We start from the raw sequence: 22,852 nt of genomic DNA, 5'->3' as shown, positions 1-22,852 counted from the left end.
TCCCGGGTGCCCCAGGTCCTGTCTCACCGACGGCGGACCACGCATGTGGTCCGCCGTCGGCGTGCCCGGACGGGACACGGCCTCCCGTCACGCGGGAACGTCGCGCCGCTCCAGCCGGAACAGCCGGATCTCCCGGTCGATCCGGGCCTGGTACGCGGCATAGGGCGGCCAGAACTTCAGCGCCGTATCCCACACCCCGGCCCGTTCCTCCCCCGCCAGCAGCCGTGCCCGTACGGGAATGTCGCGGCCCTTCCAGTTGATGACGGCCGCCTCCGGATGCGCCAGCAGGTTCGCCGTCCAGGCCGGATGCCCCGGACGGCCGAAGTTGCTGCCGACCAGGATCCAGCTGTCCTGCCCGCCCTCACCCGGCTCCGGCATACAGGCCAGTGGGGTGGTCCGCGGCTGCCCGCTGCGCGCCCCCGGCACGGTCATCACCACCCCCGGCAGCATCTGCGCGCTGAGCAGCACCCGGCCGCGGGTGAGCCGGTGGACCGTGCGGTCCATGGCGGGCACGACATGGGGGGCGATCCGGGCGAAGACCCGGGTGGAGGAGACCTTCTGGACGAGACGGACGCCTGCCGCGGCCATCAGACCGCCACCTGTTCGGCCGGTGCCGGGCCGTCCGGGCCCCGGCCGTCCCGGCCCAGCGCGCCCTGCTCGGGACGCCCGAACAGCCCTGCCCGCTGCGCCGCGTGATCGCGGAGCCCGTGGACGGGGCCGAGGAGCAGTTCGTCGGCGGTGGCCCGCTCGAAGTACAGATGGGCCTCGCGCTCCCAGGTGAAGCCGACGCCCCCGTGCAGCTGCACCGCCTCGGCGGTGGTGATCCGCAGCGCCTCCAGGGCCTGGGCGAGGGCGAGCCCCCCGGCCTCCGAGCCCCAGGCGGCGTAGTACGCGGCGGAGCGGGCCGACTCCACCTGGACGTACAGATCCGCCAGGCGGTGCTTCACGGCCTGGAACGATCCGGCCGCCCGGCCGAACCGCTCGCGCTCCCCCACGTAGGCGACCGTCCGCTCCAGCGCGCTCGCCGCCGCACCCACCGCCTCGGCGGCGAGCACCGCGGCCGCCGTGCGCCCGGTCGCGGCCAGGGCCTGGGTGACGTCCACGGTGTCGTCGGCGCCGAGGAGTTCGGCCCCGGTGTCGCGCAGCTGGACCCGGGCGAGCGGCCGGGTGCCGTCCGGTGAGGTCTGCCGGGTGCGGACGAGTCCGGCGGGCGGCTGCGGCCCGTCCGTCCGGACCAGGAACAGCAGGGTGCGGCTGCGCGGGAAGCCGCCCGTGTGGGCGGCGACCAGCAGCAGTCCGGCGCTGTGCCCGTCCAGCACCTGGTCGGCCTCCCCGTACAGCCGCCACCCGTCGTCGCCGCCGGCCGGCCGGGCCTGCACACCGCCCGCCCGGCCGCCGCCCGCCCAGGCGCCGCCGGTGGGATCGCCGGTGAGGCCGAGGGCGGTGGCGAGCGAGCCGCCGGGGACGGCCAGGGCTGCGGTGAGTTCGCCCGCCGCGACGGACGGCAGCAGCGCGGCGCGCTGCTCCTCGGTGCCGAGGGCGAGGATCAGGGGTGTGGCGAGTACGGCGGTGGCGAGCAGCGGTGACGGCAGCAGCACACGGCCGGTCTCCTCCAGGGCGACGGCGAGTTCGACCGGGCCGCGGCCGAGCCCTCCGTACTCCTTCGGGAGGGCGAGGCCGGGCAGCCCGAGGTCCCGGGCGAGCCGGCGCCACAGCTCCGCGTCGTATCCGTCCTGCGTGTGCACGGCGCTCCCGGCGTCGCCGGGTCCGCTGCGGCCGGCCAGTAGTTCGCGCAGGGTGCGGCGGAACTCGTCCTGTTCCGCGGTGAAGGCGGCATCCATCGTCGGGCTCCTTCCCCTCAGAGGCCGACGGCCTCTGAACTGACGGGCCGTCATGCTAGGGGCGAACCAGCGAGATTCCCAGAGCCGCGCACCGTGACGAACCCCCGGGATCCGATCTCCGCGCACCGGTCCGCCCTCCCATTATCTGATGTACCGTCAGATTCATGTCTGCCACGCCTTCCTCCCGCCGCAAGGTCGCCGTCGTCGGCATATCCCTCGCCGACTGCGGACGCGTCGACACGGCGACGCCGTACGCCCTGCACGCCCAGGCCGCCCGGCGCGCGCTCGCCGACTCGGGGCTGGACCGCTCGGTCGTCGACGGATTCGCCTCCGCCGGACTCGGCACGCTCGCACCGGTCGAGGTGGCCGAGTACCTGGGGCTGAAGCCCACCTGGGTGGACTCCACCTCGGTCGGCGGATCGACCTGGGAGGTGATGGCGGCCCACGCGGCGGACGCCATCGCGGCGGGCCGCGCCAACGCCGTACTGCTGGTGTACGGGTCGACGGCCCGTGCGGACATCAAGGCGGGCCGCCGCACATCCAACCTGTCCTTCGGGGCCCGCGGCCCGCTCCAGTTCGAGGTGCCGTACGGGCACTCGCTGATCGCCAAGTACGCGATGGCCGCCCGCCGCCACATGCACGAGTACGGCACCACGCTGGAGCAGCTCGCCGAGGTGGCGGTGCAGGCCCGCGCGAACGCGGCGGCCAACCCGGACGCGATGTTCCGTGACCCCATAACGGTCGACGAGGTCCTGTCGGGCCCGATGATCGCCGACCCGTTCACCAAGCTGCACTGCTGCATCCGCAGCGACGGCGGCTGCGCGGTGCTGCTGGCGGCCGAGGAGTACGTACCGGACACGGCGAAGGCCCCCGTCTGGATCCTCGGCACCGGCGAGCACGTCTCGCACTCCACCATGTCGGAGTGGGAGGACTTCACGGTCTCCCCCGCCGCCGTCTCGGGCCGCCTCGCCTTCGAGCGGGCGGGGGTGCGGCCGGAGGACATCGACCTGGCCGAGATCTACGACGCGTTCACCTATATGACGCTGGTGACGCTGGAGGACCTGGGCTTCTGCGCGAAGGGCGAGGGCGGCGCGTTCGTGGAGAAGGGCCGCACGGGCCTCACGGGCGAACTCCCGGTCAACACGGACGGCGGCGGCCTGTCCGCCTGCCACCCCGGAATGCGCGGGCTGTTCCTGCTGGTGGAGGCGGTACGCCAACTGCGCGGCGAGGCGGGCGCCCGCCAGGTGCGCAAGGCGGGGGGCCGGCTGCCGGAACTGGCGGTGGCATCCGGAACGGGCGGCTGGTTCTGCTCATCGGGAACGGTGGTGCTGGGGCGGGGGTAAGGGGGCGGGGGCTCCAGCACCCTCGGCCCACGCTCACACGGCGACCACCGTGAGCACACCTTCCAGCCCTTTGAAATCGTCCGCGTTACGGGTGAAGAGCGGCAGATCCCTGACCGAGGCAATGGAAGCGATCATCAAGTCCATGCGCCGGGGTTGAGGGTTGCGGCCGGTTGCGACGACGAGCGACACCATGCTTCCGTAACGAGCAGCCGCGTCCCCGTCGAAGGGAAGTGGTTCGAAGTCAGCCACGGCTGCCCCCAGTTTCTCCATCCGGGCCGCTCGCCCAGCCGGATCCTTGGCCATCGCCACACCCTGCTGGAGCTCAGCCATCGTGACGGCGGTAAGCACCGGAAAGGAAGGAAGATCCTCGGCGCGCAGCAGGTCGAGGTCGATGTACGTACAGGTATCGAGGACCCCCGCACGGTAGCGCTCAGCCACGCCCGCGCTCCCAAGGATCGTCGTCGCCGGCCTGGTCATCATCGCCGAAGAGCTCGTCTGCTTCGCGACGCATCAACGCGCCGTCCACCCGGGGAAGCCGCCTGTGCCGGGCCACCAGCTCCTCCGCGCTCAGGCTCCGTTTGCGCGTGAGTGGCCGTAGCTCCGCTACCTCTATCCCGTTACGCGTGATGTGGAAGATCTCGCCCTCCTCCACGGCATTCATGACATCTGCGGACCGATTCCGGAATTCCCGTTGCGTAATGGTCTTCATACGACCAGCGTAGCCCCCCGTGTCTCAGCGTGCTACGGCAATCCTTCTCGACTGCCGGCCCGGCAGCCTTGCCGCGTGGGGCGGCGGTCGGACGGGGCGGCGCTTGCCGACGGGATCACGAAGCAGGCCACTGCGGCAAGGACTTCCACGCACGCCGCGAGCGCCAACGCGCCTGGAAGAGACCACATCACGACCGGTCCGCAAACCGCTGCCCCCAAGGCGAAACCGGTGATCTTCAAGCTGGCGCCCGTGGTGAAGATCTGGCCCCTCAGGTGGTCTGGAGCCTCACGATGACGAACGGCGAACAGGGCGGTCAGCTGGGGTCCCTCACCAACCCCCACCACGAGTACGGCCACGATGAGCACGACAGGTTGCTGCCACGTCGCCAAGGCCAGCCCGGCAGCTTGCACAAGGGCACTGGCCCGGATGATCGCACCGGGGGCGACTGAACCCGGAAACCGGGCGAGTACAGCATTGGCCGCCAAGGCGGAGACCGCCACGCAGGAGAGCAGCACCGCACCGCTGCCGGCGCCGCCCAGGACCCGCTCACCGAGGAGCGGGATGCACGCCATCAGCATTCCCTGGGCGATGCAGGAGGCAACCGAAGTGAGGGTTGCGCGGGCCAGTGCCGGCCTTCCGGCGATGACCCGCACTCCGGCAGCGAGGTCGCCGATCACCGAAGTCGGCCGAGCCACCTGCACCTGACCGGGACGGGCGGGCAGCATCCAGGCGGCGGGCAGCGCCAGGACGATGAGCGCCAAGGAGACCACCACGGCCGTCGGCGCTCCCAGCACCGCCGCCACACCGCCGGCGAGAGCCGGACCGGCCAGACTCGCCACTCCGAACGTCATGGCATCGAGCGCGTTCGCCCGGGGCAGGCGATCGCCCGGCACCACACGCGGAAGCTGGGCCGTCCAACCGCCCGACAGGGCCGGCCCCGGCATCCCCGTCAGCACGGCGATCGACAGGGTGACCGCGAACGGCAACCGGCCCAGCCCGATGAGAACCGCCCCCAGCCCCACCGCGTACAGGACGAGGGCCCCGGCCAGCAGGCGTCCCGGCCGTCCTGCCCTGTCGAGGAGTGCCCCCAGCACCGGGCCCCCCACCGCAGCGGAGATCGTGATGCCCGCAAGCAGCGACGACGCCTCGACGGCCGATCCGGCCATAGCGAACCCTGCCAGCATCAGCGCCGGCCCTGACATCTCGTCCCCCGAACGGGCAGCCACCGCTCCGGCGAGATACAAGCGAAGTGAGTAACGCTCTCCCATCAGCAAGACGTTACGCAGGTAACTCAAAACTCAACAAGATGCGTTACATTCCGCAGGTGTCCTTCAACAGTGACGACTGGTCCACCCGGCACTCCGTACTCACCACGGCTCGGCGCACGGCCGCCCTGGTCAACCTCCTCGCCGACGAGTGCCCCGCCCCGGCCGAAGTCGCCGATGTACTCCGCACCTACGGCGAGACGGACCCCATCGACCTCACCGACCGCGACCTCGCCGGGATGCGTGCAGCCGCCGCCCTGCTCAGGCCCGTCTTCGCCGCCGAGCACGCCGACGGCGCCGCGACCACCCTGAACGGCCTTCTGCGGGATCACGCCGGACCGCTCCGCCTGACCTCGCACGGCGGCAGCACCCCCTGGCACCCCCACCTCGACCGCGACGACGATGCCCCCTGGGACGAGTGGCTCCTCGCCTCGTCCTGCATGGCCCTGACCGTTCTCCTCTGGGACCGCCAACGCCCGCCCGGCGGGATCTGCGCGTCGCCGAGCTGCCGGAACGTCTTCATCACCCTGGGCAGCGGCCCGGAACGCCGCTACTGTTCCCGCCGCTGCGCGACCCGCGAACGCGTCGCAGCCCATCGCCGCGCCCAATCCGCCGAGCAGCCGGGCGAGACCAGGTAGGAGCGGGATCCGCCCCGGCGTCACCCGGACATCGCTGCACCGGGTCAAATGTCCACATGACCGATGCATCAGCCGGCACCCCACACCGCACCTTCCTCGACCTCCTCCACGCCCAGCGCGTCTGGGACATCGAGCTCCCCGCCTTCGACCCGGCCGCGGCACCCCCGCCCCGCTCCCCCTCTTCCACGCCTGGTTCGCCGAGGCCGTCGCCGCCGGGCAGCCCGAGCCGCACACGATGACGCTGGCCACGGTCGACGCGGAAGGCCTGCCCGACGTACGCACGCTGATGCTGCACGACGCCGACGAACGCGGCTGGCACTTCGCCACGCACGCCACCAGCGCGAAGGGCCGCGAGCTCGCCGCCCTCCCGTACGCCGCCCTCGGCTTCTACTGGCCCGCGCAGGGGCGGCAGGTACGGGTGCGGGGCCCCGTCATCGTCTGCTCCCCCGCCGAGAGCAGCGCCGATCTGCACGCCCGCTCGACCGGGGCCCTGGCCTCGGCGCTGGTGGGGCGGCAGAGCGAGGTGCTGGGCTCGACGGGGGAGCTCGACCGGGCCTCGGACGCCGCGTGGCAGCGGGCGCAGGAGGAGCCGGAGGCGGAGGTGGCGAGCTGGACGCGGTACGTGGTCGAGCCGCGCGAGGTCGAGTTCTTCCAGGGCGACGCCCGGCGGCGGCACGTACGGCTGCGCTACCGCCGGGCGGGTGCGGACCGTGCGGACTGGACGCGGGAGCTGCTCTGGCCCTGACCGGCCCCGTACCCGTCCCCGCCGCTCCCGGCCCCGGGTCAGGTGATCGTGATGGCCTGTACGGGGCACGCGCGGGCGGCCTCGCCCACCATGGGCCCGGGCTCGGCTTCCGCCAGGAGCTCGCTGAGTCCGTCGTCGTCCTGGGTGAACACCTTCGGTGCGGCGAGCGCACACTGCCCCGCGCCGATGCACACGTCCTTGTCGATGTCGATCCGCATGTCCGTCCGTCCTTCCGCTCGGCCTCCGGTCACCACGTCACGGGCAGTTCGAAGAGCCCCTGGACCGTGTCCCCCGGCTTGAACGGCACTTCCTCGACGGGAACCGCGAGCCGCAGACCGGGGAGGCGGCTGAAGAGGGCGGGCAGCGCGATCTCCAGTTCGGCCCGGGCCAGGTTCTGGCCGAGACACTGGTGGATACCGAACCCGAAGGCGACGTGGTTGCGCGCGCCGCGGCCGAGGTCCAGCTCGTCGGGCGCCGGATAGACGGCCTCGTCCCGGTTGATCACCGCCGTGGACAGGAGGACCCCGTCCCCCGCCCGGAACGTCACACCGCCCACCTCGATGTCCTCGACGGCGACCCGGGAGATCCCGTCGGCGATGGACAGGAAGCGGAGCAGTTCCTCGACGGCGGCCGGCACCCCGTCGCCCCCCTCGCGCATCAGGGCCAGCTGGTCCGGGTGCTGGAGAAGGGTGAGTGTGCCGAGCGAGATCATGTTCGCGGTCGTCTCATGGCCCGCCACGAGCAGGATCTGGGCCAGCCGCACCAGCTCGTCGCGGTCCACCGCCCCGGTCTCCAGCTGCTTGGCGATGAGCTCGTCGAGCAGTCCCTCGCCGGGATCGCGCCGCTTGTGCTCGATCAGTACGCGGAAGTACTCGTCGAGGGCGTCCCGCGCCTCCTCGACGTCGGAGGCCTCCGGGCCGCGGAGCAGCTTGCGGGACTGCGCCTCGAAGAACTCGTGGTCCGTGTAGGGAACGCCGAGCAGTGCGCAGATGACCATGGAGGGCACCGGCAGCGCGAAGGCGTTGACCAGCTCGGCCGGCGGCCCCTGCTCGGCCATCGCGTCCAGGAGCCGGTCCACGGTCTCCTGGATCCGCGGCCGGAGCGCCGCCGTCCGCCTGACCGTGAAGCTGGGGATCAGCATCCGGCGCTGCACGTTGTGCTCCGGGTCATCGACCCCGAGCAGTTCGATACGCCGCTGCGTGGTCACGGCCAGCCGCCGGGCGAAGAACGGGAACGCGGGATTCTCCCGGTCGGACGACAGCCTCGGGTCCGCCAGCAGCGCGCGCGCCTCGGCGTGCCCGGTCACCAGCCACGCCGTACGGCCGTCGAAGAGCCGGACGCGGGACACGGACTGCTGCCCTCGGCTCGCGCTCGGATATCCCGTCGGCGGGTGATAGGGGCAGGTTCGGTTCTGCGGAAAGGAAACGGTCTCGGTCTGTGCCTCGGTCTGTGTCATGGCGGACCTCGCAACGAGAGGGGGGTGTCCTGCCGATCACCCACTACTAGATGCCTCAGGCACCTAAACAGCTAGGTGATGTTCGGCCAAATCCCCCGTACCGCACGCCCTTATCCGCTTTCGACGGGCAAGGGGCACTATGGGAGACAGGTGAAGGACTGGAGGTCACTCATGACCCGAACCCGTAGCCGGTACGCCCCCGACCGCGGTCTGACCACACGCATGGTGACCACCATGTTCCTGATCGGCCTGCTGTACGTGGTGCTGGTCGGCGTACTGCTTGCCGTACTGCGCGGCGCCTGGCCGATCATCCTGATCATCACCGGGGGCATGTTCATCGCCCAGTTCTGGTTCAGCGACCGCATCGCGGCGTTCAGCATGGGCGCCCGCGAGGTCACTCCCGAACAGGCACCGGAGCTGCACGGCGCGATCGACCGGATCTGTGCGCTCGCCGACATGCCCAAGCCCCGGGTCGCCATCGCCGAGAGCGACGTACCGAACGCCTTCGCCACCGGCCGCAGCGAGAAGACGGCTCTGGTCTGCGCCACGACGGGTCTGCTGCGAAGACTGGAGCCGGAGGAGCTGGAGGGCGTCCTCGCCCACGAGATGTCGCACGTCGCGCACCGCGATGTCGCCGTGATGACCATCGCCTCGTTCCTGGGCGTCCTCGCCGGCATCATCACCCGCGTCGCCCTGTGGGGCGGCTTCTCCCGCAACAGCCGGAGCAACGACCCCATGGGCATCGCGATCATGCTGATCCCGCTGATCAGCGCGGTGGTCTACGCCCTGAGCTTCCTGCTGACCCGGCTGCTGTCGCGCTACCGCGAACTCTCCGCCGACCGCACGGCCGCCCTGCTGACGGGCCGCCCCTCGGCCCTCGCCTCCGCCCTGACCAAGGTCAGCGGGCAGATGGCCCGCATCCCGACGGAGGACCTGCGGAAGGCGGAGCCGTACAACGCCTTCTACTTCGTCCCCGCCTTCTCCTCCAAGGAGAGCCTCAGCCGGCTGCTCTCCTCGCACCCAACGCTGGAACAGCGACTGGACCAGCTGGCTCGCATCTCCGCCGACCTGTCCCGTCCGTAAGGAGTCCCCGTGGGTCTGCTCGACACCATCCTGGGCCGCAGCAAACCGGTCCGCCCCGACCTGGACCAGCTCTTCGCCGTCCCGTCCGCCGCCCTCACCCTCCAGGCGGCCACCGGTTTCGTCCCGACGGGGCTCGGCTCGGTGTGCTTCGCGGGCGTGGAGGGCGCCGGTTTCGCCCGTATCCAGCAAGACGTACGGGAACTGCTGGACGCGGACACCGGGCGCGGCGGCGTCCCGGTGGAGTTCAGCCAGGACACGTACGGCTACACCTGGCTGCTCGCCCGGCAGCCGGCCGACGACACCGCCGCCCTGGTCAACGACCTGCACGCGGTCAACACCCTGCTCCAGGACGGCGGCTTCGGCCCGCAGTTGCTCTGCTCGCTGATCGGCTTCCGGGACGGGGAGGGGCGGTCACTGGCGCTGGTCTACCTCTACAAGCGCGGCACGTTCTACCCGTTCGCCCCGGTGCCGGGCGGCGGTGAGAAGCGGGACAACCAGCTGGAGTTGCAGGTCCGCGCCGCCCTCGGGGACGACCTGCGGGTGGAGAAGGACCTGGCGCGGTGGTTTCCGGTGTGGGGGGCGCCTGGGTTGTGAGACGGGCCGCTGAGGTGGGGGGCTTCCTCGTACGCGCTCATGCGTGGCGTGGCATGGCCAAGTTGACCGCCCACCGGATCGCGGATTGCTACCGTCGCAGCCATGTCGGTCTCTGTGGCTCGTACGGTCGATCTCCGCCGGGAATCCGTGGATGACGCGCTCGACAGGGTCGAGCGGTCGCTCCGGGTCGCGCTCGACCGCAAGACGCTGGTGGTCAAGCGCCGGTCAGTCGGCGCCGGGACGGATCGCGGTACCTGGGTGCGGATCGAACGGCGCGGTGTCGACCGGATCGGGGTGCAGGGCTGGAACGGCGCCGAGTGCGCGGAATCTCTTACGGGTGTCAACAAGCCCGCCTGGTTCGCAAGCACAGCCTGGCGGGACACGGACGACAACGCGATGTGGCGGGCGGACGAGACCGCGCTCCTGCCCGGGAAGCCGGTCGGACCGAGCGTCCTCGCCAAGGACCCGAACCTGCCCGAGGCGTGGTGGGCCTCCCTGAACTCATCGCTGAACGCCCTCGCCGGACACCGAACGAACCGCATCGCCACCCCGGACACCGAGACCATTACGCAGAACCTGGTGACCGAGTCCATCGGCCGGGCCTTCCCGGACAGCTTCGACACGACCGTGCGGGAGTGGGTTCCGGCGCACGCCGACCTCAACTGGGCGAACGTCACCGGTCCGGAGTTCTGCCTCTTCGACTGGGAGGACTGGGGCATGGCTCCCCGAGGGCTGGACGCGGCATCGCTGTGGGGCAACTCCCTCGCCGTCCCGGCCTTGGCCGATCGCGTACACATGGAGCGCCGCGACGACTTCGCGAGCCGGGACGGCAAGTTGATGACGCTGTTCGTCTGCTCAAAGATCCTCGGTCCGTACGCCGACCCCGAGGACCCTCGCCTCACCCCCGCCCGCGCCATGGCGGATCAGGCGATCGATGAGCTTCACACCGGGTGACGAAGCGCCTTGAGGAGTTCCACGTACTTCTCCACCGCCCGGCCGTCGACAGTGAACTCCAGTGCTTCGGTCAGCTCCCGGAGGTGGTCGGGTCTATCCGTGCCGACCACCAGCGCGTCCACAGCCGGTAGGTGGAACGCGGTGCGGAACGCGGATTGATGTTGGGACCCTTGACCGTCGCGGAGGAAGACCTGCGGATCGAACTTCTCCCATACGTCTGCGTCTCTGCCGCCTCCGAAGGGGGACATGCCCCACGTCGACACCGGGCGCCACCGCGTCATGAGGCCCTCCGAGGCCTCGAGAACGTCGACGCCGACGAATAGTCCGGCGCGAACCATGAGGACATCCGGCCGTGGTACATCGCCGATCCCGGCCAGGGCGCGCGCATCCCAAACCGAGATGCCCCAGCCCTGGCAAAGCCCTTGCGCGGCGGCGTCCACCAGCACGCAGCACGCCTGCGCGAGGACTGCGTGGGCGTCGGGAGTGTTTCGAAGGGTGTGCTCGGGGTTATGAAGGAGCACCACGTCCGGCTCCCGCCCCAGATCCTTGGCCGTCCGCTCCACTGACTGCCGAAGCCGGGCCGGATCCAAGGAATGTTCCCGGCCCGGAAAGAACCCGACCTTTGTGGAGATCGTGAACCTCCACAGCAAGTCACCAGCCACCTTCGCCAACGTCTCGTGGGATCGGAACCCCAGATAGTTGGTACTTGTGTCGAGCGCGGTGACCCCGAGTTCGAGGGCCTCTTTCAGGAGCCGCCGTTCGTGACGAGACCGGTGTAAGCCGAGGACAACTCGGGGGTCAGTTCCGTGCACAGCTCCTCCTTCAGCAGTATCCCGGCCAGCCCCTCCACGTCCACGCCTGTGCGCGCGGCGGTCTCGGCGATATCCACCGGGCGGCCGCTCAGCAGATGGTTCAGGGCAGGGCGTGCCTTGTCGTCGAAGGTGATGCGCTTCCCGGCCGCGAGCACATGCACGACTCCCTCCCGCTGCTGAATGACCGGCTCGAAGTCGGTGACACAGACGACCGCGCTCGGCTCACCGAAGAGTCCGGTGGAAGGGATATGCCGGGCGGCCGGACGCTCATGCTCACGGGCATCGAGGAAACCTTGCGGAGGCAGCTCCAGAGCCATGGCCGCGACCGCCTCCGCAAGCCGCATCTGTTGCTGCTCCCACTGGCCGGTGGCGCCCCACCGGTCGAGGTCGCGGCGGAAGCACTCCTTCGCACGGCTCTGATCGGCCAGCCATGTCAGCCAGTTCACCCCTGCACGCTTCACAATCCCGAACGTGGCGTGAAGGCTGTATCCCTCGCCCTGGTCCTCCCGAGTGGCCTGATGCCAGAATCCGCGCGGAATGTGCATGACGTCCCCGGGGCGCATCGTCCCCTGCCAAACGGTCTCCTCGCTGGGCTCCGCATTCGGGGTGGAATCGCGGTACATCGGTGACTTCCGAGACGGTCCCCGGACCTCCCAGCTCTTCTGTCCGGAGAGCTGGACGATCAGCACGTCATGGTCGTCCCAGTGGAGCTTGAATCCGCCTGCATCCTGGGTAGTGAGATAGGCGTTCACTTGGACGAGTTCATGGGCCCACCATTGAAGCGCCCGGCACGTGGCCTCCATCGTGGGGTCGAAGAAGTCGACTTCGTCCAGGACCATCGTGCAGCCCTCCAGCAGCAGCCCTCCCACGCGGCGCATGTCCGCCATCGGGATGGCTTGCCCCCGTCGGGTGACCGAGGCATTGACGTAACGACTGGGGTGGAGTTCCGAGCCTCCCTGGAAGAGACGGAACTGAGGCGTGCTGACGCTGCGCCTCATCACAAGATCGAGCAGCTTGTTCGGATTGAGGAGGCGGTCGAGCAGATCGAGATCGGTGATTGTCCCCCGGGTGAAGGTCGTGCCCAGACGACTGGGCCCGTCCCAGCCAAGGGCCATTTCGAGGGCACTGACGAAGCGGTGGTCCATCGGATACCTCCAGTCGGACATCGTTGGGTACCGCCACAGCGGGGGACGCGCCACGCGCCCCCCCGCCGAGCGTTCTGTTACTCCTGCGGGAGGTTCAGGCCATCCCGGTTGTCACCGTCGTCACCCGCCGAGGTACCGGTGGGGTCGGATTCGGCGGCGTCGGCCGAGAAGCGGTCCTGGATGCTGATCAGGCTTTCGATGCCGACCAGCAGACTTTCCTTCGCTTCCATGTGCGTGCTCCTTTCCGTGGTCGAATCAGTCAACAGTGACGGAGAGGGGTAGGGAGACTCCGAAGGGTGACCCCAGGATGGAGTCACCGGGCGGTCGCCGACCGTCGCTCCGGACCGGCCGCGGCAGGGAGCGCTGATGGACCGCCAAACCCAGAATCTGCGCGAGGTCGTCGCCGGGCTGCTCGATGACCCACGCCTTGTCGCCGCGCTCACGGACCGCGACATGGGCGCACTCTTCCGACTCATCAACCACCGGGGCGTCAGCACACGTCGGATTGCAGCTGCTGTCGAGATCACCCAGGGGCGGCTCTACGACTACATGAACAACAAGAGCCGGGTGGAGAAGCTCGCGATCTTCGAGCAGATCGCTGATGCCTTGCACATCCCCGGCCATCGCCTCGGACTGGCCCGACGCGCATGGGAACAGCCGGCCTCCGACCCAGCACAACACACCGTTCAGCTACCGCCGGACGCCGACGATCTGGCCGCCATGAATGCCTTCCGCAGCGCAGACCGCCAGACCGGGGGCGGACGCCTGTACGGGGCCGTGGTTCAGCATCTTGGCCGGCGCGTCGCCCCACGGCTGGTCGATGTCGACAGCAGCCCCCAGGTCTTCGCCGCGGCGGCGGCACTGACGGAGATGGCTGGATGGATGGCCCACGACTCCGGGCAAGACGCTCTCGCCGCACGCCACTTCGCTCTCGCACTGTCACTGGCACGCACCTCCGGGGACTTGCCGCTGACCGCACACATCGCTGCGAGCAGCAGCCACTTGGCACTTCAGACCGGGGACGCTTCGGGTGCCGCGCTATGGGCCACGACTGGGCTCGACCTCGCCGGCCGAGGTCCGCGGATCCCTGCTCTCGCGGCCCGCCTACACACCATGCATGCCCGGGCCATGGCCGTGGCCTCACATCACACCCCTGCTGCCCACGCGCTAGATCGGGCGCAACACGCCCTCGGAACCCCTGCCGACACCGAACATCCGTGGCTCAGTCAATTTGACGCTGCCGCCCTGGCCGGCGAGTCAGCTTTGATCCTCCGGGACTTGGAGCGTCACGACCAGGCCCTCGATCACGCCAAGGACGCTGTACGGTTCCGCGAAGACGGGCGGGCACGGTCGCTGGCGTTGAGCCGCATCACGCTCGCCGGAATCCATGTGCACCGCCTCGACCTGGACTCTGCCGTGCGCGTGGGTCACGATCTGCTCAGTACCAGCCCCACGCTCGGATCCGTCCGCGTCGTTCATGAGCTCGACAACCTCCGCCGTCTCATCGAGCCCCACAAGGGGCACGGCCCCATTCGCGAGTACCTGGTGCGATTCGACGACTCGAGGCGCGCGAGAATGGTGTTGCTGGCCGACATCATCTCGCCCGACGGAGGCGTCCCTTCTTGAGGCCCACACCCGACGACGACCCTGATGCCTGGCACGCCCACCTGGTCGAGGGCAACGCCACCCAGGCCCGCAAGCGCGTTGCAGCGGATATTCTCCTGCGAGATTCCGCCGGTCGCGTGCTGTTGGTAAATCCCACCTACAAGCCAGGATGGGACCTGCCCGGAGGCATGTCCGAGGAGAACGAACCGCCCGAGCAGACCGTGGTCCGCGAGCTGACAGAAGAACTGGGCCTGGCTGTCACACCACGCACCCTGCTGGTCGTGGACTGGATTCCTCCACACGGGCCCTGGGACGACCAGATCGCTTTCGTCTTCGACGGGGGAATCCTCGATACTCGCACCGCCTTGCGCCCCCGGGACGAAGAACTGTCCGATGCCGCATTCGTCTCCTTGGACAGGGCACACGGGCTGCTGGAAGAACGACTGCGCAAGCGGCTCGACGCTGCCGTGGAGGCCCTGAACCACGGACGTCCGGTGTATCTGAGCAATGGGTGCCTGATCCATTCAGGCACTTCAGAAGGCCCACGAGAAGCTACTTCTGGGGAGCCGGGCGGACTTCTCTGATCCTGCCCGGGGGTTTGTGACAAGCGGCGTCGGCTGCTGAGGGGGTCAGTGCCTGATTTCCGCGGGAACACGCCCCCGGTTGTTGACCAGGTAGCCATTCCTTGGTTTCCGGTGTGGGGGGCGCCGGGGCTGTGAGACCCGGCGACCCACACCACTGAGCCGTCAGGCCGCCGGGGCGACCGGCGCGCCGTCCTCGCGGGCGGAGGACTGCGCGGCCTCGACCACCGCGACCGCCGCGTGGATGTCGGCAGCCGTCACCAGCGGCGTACGCCCGTAGCGGATGTCGTCGCGGAACTCCTCGAACAGCCGCCGCAGCGCCGTCGTCCCGGCGGGCCCGCCGACCTGCCGGGGCACGCTGACGCCGTCCGCCCCGCGCACCGCGAACGACGGGGCGTCCTCGTCGGCGAGGACGTGACCGTGCGAGCCGAGCACGCGCAGGCTGGACGAGACGGGGGCGGGGCCGACACCGGCGGGCGTACGGGCCACGGTGACGGTGGCCACCACCCCGTTGCGCAGCCGCAGCGAGAGCACCGCCGCGTCCTCGACGCCGTAGGCGCCGTGCGGGCCGCCGAAGAGCGGCGTGTGGGGCGCGGCGCTGCTGAAGGCGACGACCTCCTCGACGTCGAGGCCGGTCAGATGGCGGATGGCCAGGGCCGGGTACCACCCGAAGTTCATCAGCTCACCGCCGCCGGACAGGGCGGGGTCGCAGACGAGTTCGGGGCGCTCGACGGTGGCTCCTTCGAGTCCGCCGGCCGCCAGCCACTCCACGTCCACGGCCAGGGGCAGGCCGATCGCGCCGGAGTCCAAGATCCGCCGGGCCCGGACGATCTGCGGGGAGTAGAGGCGGTGCACGGCGGTGAGCAGCCCGCGTGAGCGCCCGGCGGCGTCCATGAGCCGCTGTGCGTCGTGCGAGTCGGTCGCTGCGGGCTTGTCGACGATGACGTGGCAGCCGGCGTCGAGCGCGCGCACCGCGAGGTCGACGTGGCGCGTGGGCTCGCTGCACACGAGGGCGATGTCGCAGGCGGCGAGGCCCTCGTCCAGGCCGAGCAGCGGGATGCCCGTCGCCTGCGCGAGGGCCGCACTGTCCTCGGCGAACGGGCTGTCGGCGGTGTCGGCACAGCCGATGACCTCGAACCCGGGCATGGACTTCAGCATCGGTACGTAGTCGCGGGCGTGCCGGACCCCGGATGCGATGAGGACCCTCATGTCAGCAGACCTCCTTGACGTCGACGGGCCGGCCTTCGTCGGCACTGAGCTGCGCCGCCAGGGCGGCGGCGAGGGCGGCGCGTATCTGGTGGGGCGCGGTCAACGGGGCGGCGGCACCGTCGAGTACGTCGCGCAGGTGCCGGGTCTGCTCGGTCATCGCGCCGTCGATCGAGGCCGGGGCGACGGGGGACGCGGTGTGCACGCGCGGCTCGTCCTCGCTGCTGTGGTGCAGGGTGCCGGACGTGCCGGAGAGCATGAGCCGGCGGACGAAGGTGCCGCGCTGGACGAGTGCGTAGCAGAGCTCGATGGTGGCGAGGGCGCCGCCGGCGAAGCGTACGAGGATCTGGAAGCTGTCGGGGGTCGGCATCCCGGCGGCCCAGGTGTTGGTGGGGCGGGCGAACACCCGGACCGGTTCGTCGTCCATGAGCCAGGTCAGCAGGTCGAGGGCGTGCACGCCGTTGTGGGCGACGTGGCCTCCGGACCGGGCCGAGTCCAGCTGCCAGCCGCGCCAGCCCCCGGACCAGACGTGCCCGGTGTACCAGGTGAGGTGGGCCAGGCGGGGCGTGCCGATCGCGCCTTCGGCGACCGCCTTGGCGATCTCCAGGTGTACGGGCTGGAAGCGGGCCGTCTGGGCGACGAGCAGCGGCCGGTCCGCGGCCTTCGCGGCGGCGAGGATCCGGTCGGCGTCGGCCACGTTGAGCGCGGCGGGCTTCTCCAGCAGGACCGCCCGGCCGGCCCGGAGCGCGGCGACGGACAGGTCCGCGTGCGACTCGGGCGAGGTGCACACGGCGGTGACGTCGACGGCGTCGGACCAGGCGGTGGCCGGGTCGGTGGACCAGGTGGCGCCCTCGGCGAGAGCGGCCAGCGCGGCGGCCCGCTCGGGGTGCCGGTCGACCACATGGGCCAGCCGGAGTCCCGGGACGCCCGCGAATGCGGTGACGTGATCCCTGGCGATGGCGCCCGCCCCGATGACGGCCACGCGGTGCTCGCCGCCTTGCCGTCCTGGGCCGCGCGGCCTCTGGTCGTCTCCGGTCACTGGGTCGGGGGACATCCGGCTCCTCGCTGCGCTTCCTGAGCTACTAGGACATCGGACATCTTATGTCTGATGTCCTGTGCTGAACACCCGCCCCTTGCTCGGTGCCCGGAGGGCGCGTGGGTGACGAGGTGGCGAGGGGGCGTCGGCCTCGGGCAGGGGCGAGTGGGCCTCGCACGTTGCGATGCCGTGCGAGGGTGCTCGGGTGTTCAATCGCCTTGAGATCAACGTGTTGCCACCGGGCCCCCGATGGGCTGCCCAGTTGTCTTTCCGGATCGACGGCGAGGAAGTGGTGGCAGCGGCGATCGGAGTGGGAGGCCGCAGCCCGTTTGCCGAGGAGGCATTGCCGGCCGCCGGCCAGGGCCCCCTCCGGGCAACCGACGAGGGACGACGTGTGGTGCTGGGTGAGCCCGAGTGCACGGGCGGATGTGGCTACCTGTCCGTGTTCGTGCAGCGTCACGGCGGGATCGTGGAGTGGTCCGACTGGCAGGTGCCCGTTGATGACGCGCGCCCTCCGGCTTTCCACTTCGACGCCGATCAATACGACGCCGAACTGACGCGCGCGCGGGCAGCGTTCACCTCGTGACAGCCCGCATTTCACTGGCGGGCGGCGGCCGGCTCCTGCGGGCAGAGGTAGAACAGCTCCGGGTCGCCCTCGTCCAGGCCGTGGAGCAGGCCGGCCGGGCTCCATCCCGCGCGTTGCAGCAGCCGCTGCATCGGCTGGTTGGAGACGTTCGTCGAGGTGAACAGCTTCGGGGCACTGCACGAGGCCGCGGCGTCCGCCAACAGGCGCTCACCCACACCTCGGCCACGGGCTGCGGGCGCCACCATCAGCATCGTGACGAAGCCCTGCTCGAAGAACGTGTACTCCACCACGACGTAGCCCAACGGCCCGGACGCGTCCTCGACCACGGCCGCGAGGCCCTGCCGGCACCAGTCTCGGATGTTCCGGCGCCGCGCTTCGTCGCCTTCCGCCGCAACCGAGTCGATCCGGGCCAACGCGTCGGCATCCGCCTCGCTCGCGCGCCGCACGGCGAGCGCCCCCGCGTCCACGCGCGTCAGCCGTTCGCGGCGTGGCCCAGGAACGCGGTCCAGGCGGCGGGGGCGACGGCGAAGGTGGGGCCGTCGGTGACCTTGGAGTCGCGGACGTGGACGGTGTGGGGGCAGGTGGCTACCTCTACGCAGGCCCCACCCTCGTTGCCGCTGTAGCTGGACTTGAACCAGGTCAGTCCGGATCCGTGGCTCACAGTTGCCTCACCTTCGTCTCGATGATCTCCGCGGACTTCCAGGGGTTGAGTGCCTGGGCCCGCAGGATGCCGAAGAGGTCGAACAGATCGCCCACCTGCTCCGGCTTCGCGATCAATCTATCGCCGCTCTGCCCTTCCACGTACAGCAGACTGCGGCCTTCCGCAGTGGACATCAACTGCATGGGTCCCATCATCCCCGCATGCGTGTGCTGGGCCGAGGGCATCACCTGCACCGTCAGGTGATTGAACCGCTCAACGCAGTCGAGTACGTGCCTCAGTTGCTCCTTCAGCACCTCCGATCCGCCGAGCGTCCGGTCCAGGACCGACTCCTCGATGACGTATCCGATGCGCGGCGGCGGCGTGCGCGAAAGCACCGTTTGCCGCTCCAGCCTCGCGCCGACGTGCCGGGCGATCTCGTCCTCGGTGTACGCCGGTACGCGCGACCGGTGCAGCGCGTACGCGTACCCCTCCGTCTGGAGCAGGCCGGGGATCAACATCGTCTCGTACGCGCTGACGACCCGCGCGCTCCGCTCCAGCCTGGCCCAATCCAGAAACTTCGGCGAGTACTTCTCCTCATCCACCAACTCGCAGCAAGCCGTCAGCGCCCCGCCCGCCCCGAACACCCGGTCCGCGTCGATCAGCAGGTCGCGCGAAGGAATGCGCTCCGCCCGCTCCACCGCGCCCATCAGCGACTCCGAGATCAGCAGCTGCTCCGCCGCCTCCTTCTGCGTGAGCCCCGCCCGCACCCGGTGGATGCGGATCAACTCCCCCACCAGCCGCCGCCCGTGCGTCGTCTCGCTACTCGTCCCCACAGCCGTCACCGCCCTCCCCACATCGCACCGATGTGGATCGCGTCCTCCTGGTCACGCTACGCAGTCGCCGGAATGCTCGTAGCCATGACGCAGAAGAAGCACCCCGAATGGGTACCCACCTCGGGGCTCCAACTCCACCTGACCGGCATCCACTTCGACGCGATCAGGTTGCGCGGCGTACGGGGCGAGGCGGTGCTGCACCACCTCGCCACCCTCACCGACGGCGATCCGGGGCCCGTCGTGCGGGAGATCGCGGGAGGGCGGTGGACGTACTTCCTGCTCGAACCCGGCGCGAGCCAGGATTTCGACTGGCCGCTCGGCGCGACGTGCTTCGGCCCGTCGGCCCGCGACCAGTACGTGGGGATCCCGGCCGCCCACGGCAACACGTACCCGCTCAGCTGGCGGTGCGGGCCGCCCGAGGACGGGGACTTCGTGGACGCGGAACTGCTGCACGGCGTCGTGACCGCGCAACTCGTGCCCGGGGAGTAGACCCCGGCGCGGGGCAGGCCGGCGCGGGTCGGGGCGTTCAGGCTCCGGCGCCGGGTCCGGCCTGGAGGCGGAGGCCCGCCAGGGTCAGCTCCAGGCCCGCCAGGAACTGTTCCTTGTCGTCGTGGCCGTCGAACTCGTCGACGATGTCATGCATGAACGGGAACTCCTCGGCGTCGAGCTCGCGCCACATCTCGGCGTAGCGGCCGAGGAACTCCTCCCGGTTCACGGCGCCGTCGAGCACCTCCTCGGGCGGCTCCTGCCCCATGTCGGCGGCGCTGCCGACCACATCGCCCACGATCGCCGACACGGCGTGGAACCGCTGCCGCGGCGTGAGGTCGAGTCGGAGGGTCTGCTGCCCCAGCGCCTCGTAGAGCCGCAACGAGTTGCCCCGGTCGACGAGGTCCCGCATGAAGTGCGGACCCAGCCACGGCCGGTCCACGATCGCGTCGAACAGCGTGACGGCCATCACGCGCAGGTCATCGATCGGGTCGTCACTGGCGGCCTGTCCGTCGATCTCGGCCAGCACCCCGCCGAGCACATGGTCGATGGCGCGGTCGAGCAGCTCGTCCTTGCCCGAGACGTACCAGTAGATGCTGCCGACGCCGGTGCCGAGCCGGGCGGCGAGGGCGCGGAGGGTCAGCGCGGGCGCGCCCGCCTCGTCGAGCAGGGCCACGGCCGCGGCGAGAACCGCCTCGATGGAGTGCGAAGCCCGCTGACGTCCTCGGGAAGGGCGATCGGCGGGTCGGGGTCGCGGGCCTGTCATGGCACTCATCCAATCACAGCTTGCCCATTTATCGAACCTTGTTCTATGGTCGAACCACGTTCCATTGTCGAACATCGTTCGATGCTCGACACCGTCCGAGAGGAGGCCCGCCATGACCACGACCACCACCGAGCCCGCCGCATCGCGCACCTATCCGTCGCTGCGCGCGGCATGGATACCCCTGGCCGCGCTCTGCCTGGCCTTCTTCGTCGAGATGGTCGACAACACACTGCTCTCGATCGCGCTGCCCACGATCGGCCGGGACCTCGACAGCGGCACGACGTCGTTGCAGTGGGTGACCGGCGCGTACTCGCTGACGTTCGGCGGTCTGCTGCTGACGGCAGGATCGATGGCCGACCGGCTCGGCCGCCGGCGTGTGCTGCTGGTCGGCCTCGCGGTGTTCGGTCTGCTGAGCCTGGGCGTCGTCGCGGTCAGCACCGCAGGACAGCTCATCACCCTGCGGGCCGGCCTCGGCATCGCCGCGGCGGCGATGGCCCCCATCACCAACTCGCTGGTCTTCCGGCTGTTCGACGACAAGGCGCTGCGGATGCGCGCCATGACGCTGATGATCGTCGTCGGCATGTCCGGCTTCGTCCTCGGCCCGCTGCTGGGCGGCACCGCCCTGGCTCATGTGCGGTGGCAGTGGCTCCTGCTCGTCAACGCCCCGATCGCGCTGATCGCGGCCATCGGCGTCCGTCTCGGCGTCCCGGCCGACCGGCCGCAGGACCTCACCCGGGACAAGCTCGATCTGCCGGGCGCCGCACTGAGCGTCACCACCATCGGCCTGGCCTGCTACTCGCTGACCAGCGGTGTCGAGCACGGCTGGCTCTCCACGATCACGCTCGCCTCGGTCATCGGCGCCCTCGCCGCGGGCATCGCGTTCGTATGGCACGAGCGCCGCAGTGCAGCGCCCATGCTGGATCTCCGCCTCTTCTCCAACGGCACCGTCCGTGGCGCCGCCATCGCCCAGATAGGCACGGCCATCGCGATGGCCGCCGTGATGTTCGGGCTGATCCTCCACTTCCAGTACGCCTACGGGTGGAGCCCGGTGCGGGCCGGCCTGGCGAACCTGCCGCTCATCGTGACCATGATCCTCGCGACGCCCCTCTCCGAGTGGCTCGCGAAGAGGTTCGGCCACCGCATCGCCTGCCTCGTCGGCGCGGCCTGCCTGGCCGGCTCGCTGGCCGGTCTGTCGTGGGGCGTCGACCACGGGTACGGCGCCATCGCGGCCTGCATGGTCCTGATGACCGTCGGACTGCGCACCGTCATGACGATCTGCGCCATCGCGCTCGTCGACGCGATGCCGGGCAACCGCACATCGATCGGCACGGCGCTCAACGACACCGCCCAGGAGGTCGGAAGCAGCATCGGCACCGCGGTGGTCGGCACCCTGATCGCCGCACTGGTCACCACGCAGCTGCCCGCAGGCACCTGGAGCGACGCCCTGGTGGCGTCGTTCTTCCACGGCGAGCGGATCACCTACGCGGTGCTGGCGGTCATCGTCGGCCTGGTCGCGGCCGGCGGTGCACTCACCCTCACCGACTCCCGCGCCACCGAGGAGCACGCCTGAGGCCCCGGACGGCACCAGGGGCCCTGGACGGCGTCCAGGGCCTCAGGTGCGCTTGAAGTACTCGATCTCCCCGAGGGCGATCGGCCGTCCACCCCCCTGGCCTGCCGCCTCCCGCACGATGAACTCGATGGAGACGACGTCGCTGATGCCGGTCCGTACCGTCTGCTCACCGGGCTTGTCGGTGAGCGTCCAGGCCTTCTCGTGGATCTTGCCGTCCTTCGTCCTGATGCGGAGGTCGGCCCGGGTCGGCCTGGCGCCCTTCTGGAACGCCTCGGGCTTCGTCGACACCCCCGTGTGGACCGTGACGCCGACCAGCCGGAACGGCTTGTCGAACTCGGCGGTCAGCGAGGCGCCCGTCCTCGGGGCGCCCCAGTAGGTGTTCGTCACCCCGTCCGTGGCCAGTTTCGCCGGGTGCCCGGCGGTGGCGGCGCTCGCGGAGGCCTTGTCGGGGCTGATCTCCCCCGTTCCGCCGAGCTTGTCCCGTACGTCCTCCACGACGTAGCGCCCGGCCGGTACGAGCAGGAAGCCCGCGATCAGGAGCCCGACGATCAGCAGGGCCAGCACGCTCCCCCGCAGCAGACGCCCCGACCCTGCCCGCACCTTGCGGTCGAACGGCCACCTGGTACGCCACCAGGGCAGCGGTTCGGCCTGCTCGCCCGGGTGGAGCGGCGTCGCGCAGCGGCCGCAGAACTTGCGTCCCGGCCGGTTGAGGGTCCCGCACGACGGGCAGGGGAAGCCGGTCGTCTCCTCCTGGGCCGCCACCGGCCTGACGACGGGGCGCTGGGCGATCGGGACGCCGGGCTGTACGGCCACGACGGGCTCGTCCTCCGCCTGCGGTTCCGGCCGAGCCGGTCGTACGGGGGCGGGCGCGGCCGGCCGCACGGGGGCCGGTGGGGCTGGTGGGGCCGGTGGCTGTACGGGGGCCGGCGGGGCCGGCGGCCGTACGGGGGCCGGTGGG

At 70.5% G+C, this 22,852-nt stretch carries 27 protein-coding genes and 1 pseudogene; 11 read left to right on the top strand and 17 right to left on the bottom strand.

The genetic code is table 11. The features are described from left to right. Nucleotides 1–87 precede the first annotated feature (87 nt). Both OG782_RS21875 and OG782_RS21870 read right to left on the bottom strand, forming a co-directional pair. Nucleotides 88–588 (bottom strand): nitroreductase family deazaflavin-dependent oxidoreductase, encoded by a 501-nt coding sequence (locus tag OG782_RS21875; RefSeq protein WP_406453479.1) that lies wholly within the window; start codon nucleotides 586–588, stop codon nucleotides 88–90. Beyond that, nucleotides 588–1,841, bottom strand: a complete 1,254-nt coding sequence (locus tag OG782_RS21870; RefSeq protein ID WP_406453477.1) for an acyl-CoA dehydrogenase family protein — start codon at nucleotides 1,839–1,841, stop codon at nucleotides 588–590. Before OG782_RS21870 ends, OG782_RS21875 begins: the two co-directional genes overlap by 1 nt. 164 nt (nucleotides 1,842–2,005) lie before the next feature. Here OG782_RS21870 and OG782_RS21865 point away from each other — a divergent pair, with 164 nt between their 5' ends. Next, nucleotides 2,006–3,184 carry a thiolase C-terminal domain-containing protein gene (locus OG782_RS21865; RefSeq protein ID WP_406453475.1) on the top strand — a complete coding sequence of 393 codons (1,179 nt, stop codon included), beginning with the start codon at nucleotides 2,006–2,008 and terminating at the stop codon, nucleotides 3,182–3,184. Nucleotides 3,185–3,217: 33 nt separating this feature from the next. Here the strand turns inward: OG782_RS21865 and OG782_RS21860 are convergent, their stop codons facing one another. The 3 genes from OG782_RS21860 to OG782_RS21850 are packed head-to-tail and all read right to left on the bottom strand — an operon-like array spanning nucleotide 3,218 to nucleotide 5,161. Further along, nucleotides 3,218–3,622 carry a type II toxin-antitoxin system VapC family toxin gene (locus tag OG782_RS21860; protein ID WP_406453473.1) on the bottom strand — a complete coding sequence of 135 codons (405 nt, stop codon included), beginning with the start codon at nucleotides 3,620–3,622 and terminating at the stop codon, nucleotides 3,218–3,220. Beyond that, nucleotides 3,615–3,893 (bottom strand): type II toxin-antitoxin system prevent-host-death family antitoxin, encoded by a 279-nt coding sequence (locus tag OG782_RS21855; protein ID WP_362544187.1) that lies wholly within the window; start codon nucleotides 3,891–3,893, stop codon nucleotides 3,615–3,617. The genes OG782_RS21860 and OG782_RS21855 overlap by 8 nt, the downstream gene beginning before the upstream one ends. A 32-nt stretch (nucleotides 3,894–3,925) precedes the next feature. Then, entirely contained in the window at nucleotides 3,926–5,161 is a 1,236-nt protein-coding gene (locus tag OG782_RS21850) for an MFS transporter (RefSeq protein WP_406453470.1), read from the bottom strand. A 38-nt stretch (nucleotides 5,162–5,199) separates the two neighbouring features. On the opposite strand from OG782_RS21850, the gene OG782_RS21845 reads away from it, so the two are divergent. Together OG782_RS21845 and OG782_RS21840 are read left to right on the top strand one after the other, a co-directional pair. Beyond that, nucleotides 5,200–5,796, top strand: coding sequence for a CGNR zinc finger domain-containing protein (locus OG782_RS21845; RefSeq protein WP_406453468.1), 597 nt, complete (start codon nucleotides 5,200–5,202; stop codon nucleotides 5,794–5,796). A 56-nt stretch (nucleotides 5,797–5,852) separates the two neighbouring features. Then, nucleotides 5,853–6,541: pseudogene (locus OG782_RS21840) on the top strand (pyridoxal 5'-phosphate synthase). Between the two features lie 38 nt (nucleotides 6,542–6,579). On the opposite strand, the gene OG782_RS21835 reads toward OG782_RS21840, so the two are convergent. Both OG782_RS21835 and OG782_RS21830 read right to left on the bottom strand, forming a co-directional pair. After that, nucleotides 6,580–6,759 carry a ferredoxin gene (locus OG782_RS21835; protein ID WP_406453466.1) on the bottom strand — a complete coding sequence of 60 codons (180 nt, stop codon included), beginning with the start codon at nucleotides 6,757–6,759 and terminating at the stop codon, nucleotides 6,580–6,582. Nucleotides 6,760–6,788: 29 nt separating this feature from the next. Further along, nucleotides 6,789–7,997 (bottom strand): cytochrome P450, encoded by a 1,209-nt coding sequence (locus OG782_RS21830; protein ID WP_406453464.1) that lies wholly within the window; start codon nucleotides 7,995–7,997, stop codon nucleotides 6,789–6,791. Nucleotides 7,998–8,168: 171 nt separating this feature from the next. On the opposite strand from OG782_RS21830, the gene htpX reads away from it, so the two are divergent. The 3 genes from htpX to OG782_RS21815 all read left to right on the top strand — a co-directional run bounded on the left by htpX (nucleotide 8,169) and on the right by OG782_RS21815 (nucleotide 10,628). Next, nucleotides 8,169–9,080, top strand: coding sequence for a zinc metalloprotease HtpX (htpX, locus tag OG782_RS21825; protein ID WP_406453462.1), 912 nt, complete (start codon nucleotides 8,169–8,171; stop codon nucleotides 9,078–9,080). Nucleotides 9,081–9,089: 9 nt separating this feature from the next. Further along, complete coding sequence (locus OG782_RS21820; protein ID WP_406453460.1) at nucleotides 9,090–9,674, top strand: hypothetical protein; 585 nt, start codon at nucleotides 9,090–9,092, stop codon at nucleotides 9,672–9,674. Nucleotides 9,675–9,776: 102 nt separating this feature from the next. After that, a complete protein-coding gene (locus tag OG782_RS21815; protein WP_406453458.1) occupies nucleotides 9,777–10,628 on the top strand; it encodes a hypothetical protein in 852 nt (283 codons plus the stop codon). On the opposite strand, the gene OG782_RS21810 is transcribed toward OG782_RS21815, so the two are convergent. The 3 genes from OG782_RS21810 to OG782_RS21800 form a co-directional block, all read right to left on the bottom strand. Further along, a complete protein-coding gene (locus OG782_RS21810; RefSeq protein WP_406453456.1) occupies nucleotides 10,616–11,440 on the bottom strand; it encodes an aldo/keto reductase in 825 nt (274 codons plus the stop codon). The two genes, OG782_RS21815 and OG782_RS21810, sit on opposite strands and share 13 nt — an antisense overlap. After that, nucleotides 11,374–12,585 (bottom strand): JmjC domain-containing protein, encoded by a 1,212-nt coding sequence (locus OG782_RS21805; protein ID WP_406453454.1) that lies wholly within the window; start codon nucleotides 12,583–12,585, stop codon nucleotides 11,374–11,376. The genes OG782_RS21810 and OG782_RS21805 overlap by 67 nt, the downstream gene beginning before the upstream one ends. Nucleotides 12,586–12,662: 77 nt before the next feature. Then, the gene (locus OG782_RS21800; RefSeq protein ID WP_406453452.1) at nucleotides 12,663–12,815 is read right to left on the bottom strand and encodes a hypothetical protein; all 153 of its coding nucleotides are present in this window, start codon (nucleotides 12,813–12,815) and stop codon (nucleotides 12,663–12,665) included. A gap of 136 nt (nucleotides 12,816–12,951) precedes the next feature. Here OG782_RS21800 and OG782_RS21795 point away from each other — a divergent pair, with 136 nt between their 5' ends. Next, entirely contained in the window at nucleotides 12,952–14,211 is a 1,260-nt protein-coding gene (locus OG782_RS21795) for an XRE family transcriptional regulator (RefSeq protein ID WP_406453450.1), read from the top strand. Next, nucleotides 14,208–14,774 (top strand): NUDIX domain-containing protein, encoded by a 567-nt coding sequence (locus OG782_RS21790; protein ID WP_406453448.1) that lies wholly within the window; start codon nucleotides 14,208–14,210, stop codon nucleotides 14,772–14,774. Before OG782_RS21795 ends, OG782_RS21790 begins: the two co-directional genes overlap by 4 nt. Before the next feature lie 162 nt (nucleotides 14,775–14,936). Here OG782_RS21790 and OG782_RS21785 read toward each other — a convergent pair whose 3' ends face one another. Both OG782_RS21785 and OG782_RS21780 read right to left on the bottom strand, forming a co-directional pair. Beyond that, nucleotides 14,937–15,980, bottom strand: a complete 1,044-nt coding sequence (locus tag OG782_RS21785; RefSeq protein ID WP_406453446.1) for a Gfo/Idh/MocA family oxidoreductase — start codon at nucleotides 15,978–15,980, stop codon at nucleotides 14,937–14,939. 1 nt (nucleotide 15,981) lies between these two features. Beyond that, nucleotides 15,982–17,031, bottom strand: a complete 1,050-nt coding sequence (locus tag OG782_RS21780; RefSeq protein ID WP_406453444.1) for a Gfo/Idh/MocA family protein — start codon at nucleotides 17,029–17,031, stop codon at nucleotides 15,982–15,984. A gap of 187 nt (nucleotides 17,032–17,218) precedes the next feature. On the opposite strand from OG782_RS21780, the gene OG782_RS21775 reads away from it, so the two are divergent. Next, nucleotides 17,219–17,599: a hypothetical protein gene (locus OG782_RS21775; RefSeq protein ID WP_406453442.1), complete on the top strand. Its 381-nt coding sequence runs from the start codon at nucleotides 17,219–17,221 to the stop codon at nucleotides 17,597–17,599. An 11-nt stretch (nucleotides 17,600–17,610) separates the two neighbouring features. Here OG782_RS21775 and OG782_RS21770 read toward each other — a convergent pair whose 3' ends face one another. From OG782_RS21770 to OG782_RS21760, 3 genes are read right to left on the bottom strand one after another with little or no spacing between them, the layout of a single operon-like run. Next, complete coding sequence (locus OG782_RS21770; RefSeq protein ID WP_327709503.1) at nucleotides 17,611–18,045, bottom strand: GNAT family N-acetyltransferase; 435 nt, start codon at nucleotides 18,043–18,045, stop codon at nucleotides 17,611–17,613. Nucleotides 18,046–18,071: 26 nt separating this feature from the next. Then, nucleotides 18,072–18,260: a DUF397 domain-containing protein gene (locus OG782_RS21765; protein ID WP_406453440.1), complete on the bottom strand. Its 189-nt coding sequence runs from the start codon at nucleotides 18,258–18,260 to the stop codon at nucleotides 18,072–18,074. After that, on the bottom strand, nucleotides 18,257–19,072 hold the full coding sequence (locus tag OG782_RS21760) for a Scr1 family TA system antitoxin-like transcriptional regulator (RefSeq protein WP_406453438.1): 816 nt from the start codon (nucleotides 19,070–19,072) through the stop codon (nucleotides 18,257–18,259). Before OG782_RS21760 ends, OG782_RS21765 begins: the two co-directional genes overlap by 4 nt. A gap of 84 nt (nucleotides 19,073–19,156) precedes the next feature. Here OG782_RS21760 and OG782_RS21755 point away from each other — a divergent pair, with 84 nt between their 5' ends. Continuing rightward, on the top strand, nucleotides 19,157–19,561 hold the full coding sequence (locus OG782_RS21755; protein WP_406453436.1) for a hypothetical protein: 405 nt from the start codon (nucleotides 19,157–19,159) through the stop codon (nucleotides 19,559–19,561). Between the two features lie 37 nt (nucleotides 19,562–19,598). On the opposite strand, the gene OG782_RS21750 is transcribed toward OG782_RS21755, so the two are convergent. Beyond that, the gene (locus tag OG782_RS21750; protein ID WP_406459204.1) at nucleotides 19,599–20,258 is read right to left on the bottom strand and encodes a TetR/AcrR family transcriptional regulator; all 660 of its coding nucleotides are present in this window, start codon (nucleotides 20,256–20,258) and stop codon (nucleotides 19,599–19,601) included. 178 nt (nucleotides 20,259–20,436) lie between these two features. Between OG782_RS21750 and OG782_RS21745 the strand changes: the two genes are divergently transcribed. After that, nucleotides 20,437–21,894 (top strand): MFS transporter, encoded by a 1,458-nt coding sequence (locus tag OG782_RS21745; RefSeq protein ID WP_406453434.1) that lies wholly within the window; start codon nucleotides 20,437–20,439, stop codon nucleotides 21,892–21,894. 42 nt (nucleotides 21,895–21,936) lie between these two features. On the opposite strand, the gene OG782_RS21740 is transcribed toward OG782_RS21745, so the two are convergent. Beyond that, nucleotides 21,937–22,707, bottom strand: a complete 771-nt coding sequence (locus tag OG782_RS21740; RefSeq protein ID WP_406453432.1) for an NADase-type glycan-binding domain-containing protein — start codon at nucleotides 22,705–22,707, stop codon at nucleotides 21,937–21,939. Nucleotides 22,708–22,852 lie beyond the last annotated feature (145 nt).

The sequence above is a fragment of the Streptomyces sp. NBC_00876 genome, from assembly GCF_045207435.1.
GTDB lineage: Bacteria > Actinomycetota > Actinomycetes > Streptomycetales > Streptomycetaceae > Streptomyces.
The sequence above is the reverse complement of the archived record's forward strand: the minus strand, read 5'-3'. Positions and strand labels throughout refer to the sequence as shown.

Coding starts and splice junctions, on each gene's coding strand:
- htpX (WP_406453462.1), top strand. CDS start 8,169: ATGACCCGAACCCGTAGCCGGTACGCCCCCGACCGCGGTCTGACCACA.
- OG782_RS21780 (WP_406453444.1), bottom strand. CDS start 17,031: ATGTCCCCCGACCCAGTGACCGGAGACGACCAGAGGCCGCGCGGCCCA.
- OG782_RS21815 (WP_406453458.1), top strand. CDS start 9,777: ATGTCGGTCTCTGTGGCTCGTACGGTCGATCTCCGCCGGGAATCCGTG.
- OG782_RS21870 (WP_406453477.1), bottom strand. CDS start 1,841: ATGGATGCCGCCTTCACCGCGGAACAGGACGAGTTCCGCCGCACCCTG.
- OG782_RS21850 (WP_406453470.1), bottom strand. CDS start 5,161: ATGGGAGAGCGTTACTCACTTCGCTTGTATCTCGCCGGAGCGGTGGCT.
- OG782_RS21800 (WP_406453452.1), bottom strand. CDS start 12,815: ATGGAAGCGAAGGAAAGTCTGCTGGTCGGCATCGAAAGCCTGATCAGC.
- OG782_RS21805 (WP_406453454.1), bottom strand. CDS start 12,585: ATGGACCACCGCTTCGTCAGTGCCCTCGAAATGGCCCTTGGCTGGGAC.
- OG782_RS21865 (WP_406453475.1), top strand. CDS start 2,006: ATGTCTGCCACGCCTTCCTCCCGCCGCAAGGTCGCCGTCGTCGGCATA.
- OG782_RS21795 (WP_406453450.1), top strand. CDS start 12,952: ATGGACCGCCAAACCCAGAATCTGCGCGAGGTCGTCGCCGGGCTGCTC.
- OG782_RS21785 (WP_406453446.1), bottom strand. CDS start 15,980: ATGAGGGTCCTCATCGCATCCGGGGTCCGGCACGCCCGCGACTACGTA.
- OG782_RS21845 (WP_406453468.1), top strand. CDS start 5,200: ATGCGTTACATTCCGCAGGTGTCCTTCAACAGTGACGACTGGTCCACC.
- OG782_RS21875 (WP_406453479.1), bottom strand. CDS start 588: ATGGCCGCGGCAGGCGTCCGTCTCGTCCAGAAGGTCTCCTCCACCCGG.
- OG782_RS21755 (WP_406453436.1), top strand. CDS start 19,157: ATGACGCAGAAGAAGCACCCCGAATGGGTACCCACCTCGGGGCTCCAA.
- OG782_RS21855 (WP_362544187.1), bottom strand. CDS start 3,893: ATGAAGACCATTACGCAACGGGAATTCCGGAATCGGTCCGCAGATGTC.
- OG782_RS21745 (WP_406453434.1), top strand. CDS start 20,437: ATGACCACGACCACCACCGAGCCCGCCGCATCGCGCACCTATCCGTCG.
- OG782_RS21830 (WP_406453464.1), bottom strand. CDS start 7,997: ATGACACAGACCGAGGCACAGACCGAGACCGTTTCCTTTCCGCAGAAC.
- OG782_RS21835 (WP_406453466.1), bottom strand. CDS start 6,759: ATGCGGATCGACATCGACAAGGACGTGTGCATCGGCGCGGGGCAGTGT.